At 72.0% G+C, this 4,227-nt stretch carries 3 protein-coding genes and 1 pseudogene; 3 read left to right on the forward strand and 1 reads right to left on the reverse strand.

Annotated elements, in window-relative coordinates; translation table 11 throughout:
- Positions 1 to 633, reverse strand: a 633-nt coding sequence (locus SACHA_RS0106940) for an AraC family transcriptional regulator ligand-binding domain-containing protein (RefSeq protein WP_019808277.1), incomplete at its 3' end; no start/stop codon positions are given.
- A gap of 73 nt (positions 634 to 706) precedes the next feature.
- On the opposite strand from SACHA_RS0106940, the gene SACHA_RS0106945 reads away from it, so the two are divergent.
- The 3 genes and pseudogenes from SACHA_RS0106945 to SACHA_RS25040 all read left to right on the forward strand — a co-directional run.
- Positions 707 to 2,320 carry a flavin-containing monooxygenase gene (locus SACHA_RS0106945; protein ID WP_019808279.1) on the forward strand — a complete coding sequence of 538 codons (1,614 nt, stop codon included), beginning with the start codon at positions 707 to 709 and terminating at the stop codon, positions 2,318 to 2,320.
- Positions 2,317 to 3,765, forward strand: coding sequence for a cytochrome P450 (locus tag SACHA_RS0106950; RefSeq protein ID WP_019808282.1), 1,449 nt, complete (start codon positions 2,317 to 2,319; stop codon positions 3,763 to 3,765). The genes SACHA_RS0106945 and SACHA_RS0106950 overlap by 4 nt, the downstream gene beginning before the upstream one ends.
- Positions 3,766 to 4,017: 252 nt before the next feature.
- Positions 4,018 to 4,227 (forward strand): annotated as a pseudogene (locus tag SACHA_RS25040) (GGDEF domain-containing protein); the annotation flags it as partial.

Genomic DNA, 4,227 nt, shown 5'->3' on the forward strand with positions numbered 1-4,227 from the left:
CACGCCGGTGCGCTCGCGCCGCCGGGACAGCAGCTCGCGGCACTGCCGCTCGCACAACGCCGCGGTGTGTTCGTTGGCCTGGGGCATCCGGCGGTCGAGCAACCGCCGCGGGAGCCGCAGCCGGTCGCGCCCGGGTTCCCGTCCCGGACGGACCCCGAGGAGTTCGGACATCAGGGTGCGGCTCGCCGTGACGTCCCGGGCGAGCAGGAACGGCCGGACGTCGGCGGGCACGGCGTCGGCGTGCCAGTCCAGGTACACCCAGTCGCCGTCCGCCCGGAGCCGGGGCACACAGAAGACGTAGGTCAGCTCGACGTAACGCAGGGCGAGCCGGATCGCGTCGCCCACGGTCGGGGAACTGGTGACCGCGAAGCCCCAGATCCCGTAGGCGGTGGCGTGATACCGCCGCCCCACCCGCTCCCCCAGCTCGGCCGGATCGCCGGCACACCCGGCGACCAGGTTGCGCACCACCGCGAGTTCCTGCTGCGCCTCGACCTGCGCCAGCGGGTCGGCGACCGTGGCGGGGTCGAGACCGGTTCCGGCCAGCACCCGCTCCGCCGGGACGCCGCACTCGACCGCGAAGTCGACCAGGAGCGCGACACTGGCCACGCCCCGCGGGAAGTCCCAGTCCACCACGTGTCCGAAAATATCAACAACGTGTCCCCCGGACGGCTGTCGGTGGAGGGAGCGCGGCCCCTAGCGTCCCGGCATGGAGATCATCAGCACGACCGCACTCGTCGTCGGAGCGGGCTTCGGCGGCGTGGCCGCCGCGATCGAACTGCGCCGGGCCGGGATCCACGACTTCGTCGTGCTGGAGTCCGCGGACTCGCCCGGCGGTGTCTGGCGGGACAACACCTATCCCGGCGCGGGCTGCGACGTCCCGTCGCCGCTGTACTCGTTCTCGTTCGCCCGCAACACCCCCTGGCCGCGCCGGTACGCGGAACAGCCCGACATCCTCGCCTACCTCGAACGGGTCGCCCGGCGCTGCGGCGTCCTGAACCACGTCCGGTTCGGCACCGAGGTGGACGCGGCCGAGTTCGACGCCGACACCGGCCGGTGGACGGTGACCACCACGGACGGGACCACCTTCGCCACACGCGTGTTCGTCCCCGCCACCGGCCAGCTCTCCCGGCCGGCCTACCCGTCCGTCCCCGGCATCGGGACCTTCCGCGGCACGTCCTTCCACTCCGCGCGCTGGAACCACGAGGTGGACCTGCGGGACAAGCGGGTCGCCGTGATCGGGACCGGGGCGAGCGCGGTGCAGTTCGTGCCGCGCATCCGGCCTGAGGTCGCCGAACTGACGGTGTTCCAGCGCTCGGCGCAGTACCTCATGCCCAAGCGCGACCGGGTCTACACCGGGTGGCGGCGCAGGCTCCTGCGGGCTGCGCCGTGGCTGCAGACCGCCGACCGGCTCTCCTTCTGGCTCTACGCCGAATTCGCCCAGGTCTGTCTGTCCCGCTGGCAGGCGTTCACCCCGCTGTTCGAGTGGCAGACCCGCAGGCACCTGCGTAACCAGGTCCCCGACCCTCGGCTGCGCCGCCGCCTCACCCCCGACTACGCCCTCGGCTGCAAACGGGTGCTGTTCAGCAACGACTATCTCCCCGCCCTGGCCGAGCCCAATGTGGAGCTGGTCACCGACCCGGTCGCCGAGGTGACGGCGACCGGGGTCACCACCCGCGGCGGGGTGCACCACGAGGCCGACGTCCTCATCTACGGCACCGGATTCGCCGCCACGGACATGCTCGGCCCGATGACCGTGCGCGGGCTCGGCGGGCGCACGCTCGCACAGGCCTGGTCCGGGGGTGCGCGGGCGCACCTGGGCATCACCGTCCCCGGATTCCCGAACATGTTCCTGATGTACGGGCCGAACACCAACCTCGGCGGGGGCTCGGTCATCCACATGCTGGAGAGCCAGGCGCGCTACCTCGCCGACGCGGTGCGCACGCTCACGCGGCGGCCGGGTGTCGCCCTCGACGTCCGGCCGGAGGTCGAGCGGCGCTGGGACGACGAGATCCAGGGCCGCCTGCGGGGTTCGGTGTGGACCCGGTGCGAGAGCTGGTACCGCGACGAGCACGGGCGCGTCGTCACCAACTGGCCCGGCCGGACGGGGGAGTACCGCCGCCGCACCCGGCGGGTGGCGCTGTCCGACTTCCGGCTTCTGGACGCATCCCGTGGCGGGACGGGAACCGCGCCGGATCCCGACGCCGACGACACGGCGTCTCCGACGGAGGCCGGCGCGTCACCGCGTCAGGGTATTGTCACTGCGCCAACAAGAGGGGAGGGTGAGGGGCGGCCGGCTCGACGAGGAGGTGGATCGCGGTGACCACGACCCTGGACCGCGTGGCGGACACCGTGCGGCAACGGATGCCGCCGTTGACGGCGTTGCCGTTACCGGGGGCGGTGGACCGGTACCTGCGCGACCGGCGGTGGCCGGTGCGGGAGCTGGCACCCGCCCCGGCGGGCAGCGGCCTGTCCCCCGTGCTCGGGGACGACGGACCCCCGGTGCTCGGGCACTCGCTGATGATGATGCGCTACGGCGTCGACTACAGCCTGCGCCGGTACGAACGGTTCGGCCCGGTGTACTTCTCCGGCGCCTTCGGGCGCCGGATCGTCGCCGTCACCGGCGCCGAGGCCACCCAGGCCGTGCTGGTGAACAAGGACAAGGCGTTCTCCCAGGAGGGGTGGCGCTTCCTCATCGACCGGTTCTTCCACCGGGGTCTGATGCTGCTCGACTTCGACGAGCACATGCAGCACCGGCGCATCATGCAACAGGCGTTCACCCGCGACCGGATCGTCGGCTACGTCGACCAGCTCGCCCCGACCGTGCGGGACGGGGTCGCCGCCTGGGGACACGGCGACCGGCGCCTCTACGACGGTCTGAAACAGCTCACCCTGGACGTGGCCACCCGGGTGTTCATGGGCATGCGCACCGGGCCGGAGGCACACGCCCTCAACCGCGCGTTCGTGGCCACGGTGCGTGCGGCCACGGCACTGGTGCGGCGACCGGTGCCGGGCGGCCGGTACAAGGCGGGGCTGGACGGGCGGAAGGTCCTCGAGGACTACTTCGCCACGCATCTGCCGGGCAAGCGCGCGCACGACGCCGGCGACCTGTTCTCCGCGCTGGCGCACGCGACCACGTCGGACGGCGAACGGTTCACCGACGCCGACGTCATCAACCACATGATCTTCCTCATGATGGCCGCGCACGACACGTCGACGATCACCACGACCGCCGCCGCCTACTACCTCGCCCGGCACCCCGAGTGGCAGGAACGGGTGCGGCAGGAGTCCCGGGAACTCGGCGACGACCTGCCCGACGCCGACGCACTCGACCGGCTGCACTCGCTGGACCTGGTCATCCGGGAGGCGCTGCGGCTGGTGGCACCGGTCCCGACCCTGCCCCGCACGGCCGTGACCGACACCGAGATCCTCGGGCACCACATCCCCGGGGGAACGATGGTCAGTGTCGCACCGGCGGTGAACCACTTCGATCCGCAGCGGTGGACCGCGCCGCACACCTTCGACCCGGAGCGGTTCGCCGACTCCCGGCGGGAGGACCGGTCCCACCGGTATTCCTGGATCCCCTTCGGGGGCGGGGCACACAAGTGCATCGGTCTGCACTTCGGCATGTACGAGGTGAAAGCTCTGCTGCACGAGATGGTGCGCCACTACCGGTGGTCCGTACCCTCCGACTACCGGGCCCGGTGGGACTACGTCTCGTTGCCCGTGCCGGTCGACGGCCTTCCCGTCCACCTGCGACCGCTCTGAGCCACGAGAGTCACGGAGCGTAGTACCACGGACCACTAACGAGCGAGGAGATGCCCCGTCCAGGCGCTGGACACCGTGCCTGCGGCATGATGCGGTGGCAACGTCGGCACGGTCCGGACGCGACGCGCCCGGACGTCGGCGGAATCCGGCCGTGGTTCCCGTCGGTGGATCCCGTCGGCGGTACCCTCCGACAGCAGTACCCTCCGACGCGGAGGCACTCTCGATCGGCTGTGGGAACGTGTGAGGTGGAGTGTGGCGCTTCCTGGTGAGGCACCAGGTTTGTCCGACATCGCGCGCCGGTGGATGGCGCACCTCGTCGACTCGCGCACGCCCACGGACCCGACGGACGGAGACCCGGGCGCGGGCCGGGCCGAGCAGGTGACACTCGACCGGGCCACGCTCGAACAGCTGGTGCTCTCGGTGGCCGGCGAGGTGCACGGTCGCGCCCGCGCGGAGGCCGAC

Source organism: Saccharomonospora halophila 8 (assembly GCF_000383775.1).
GTDB lineage: Bacteria > Actinomycetota > Actinomycetes > Mycobacteriales > Pseudonocardiaceae > Saccharomonospora > Saccharomonospora halophila.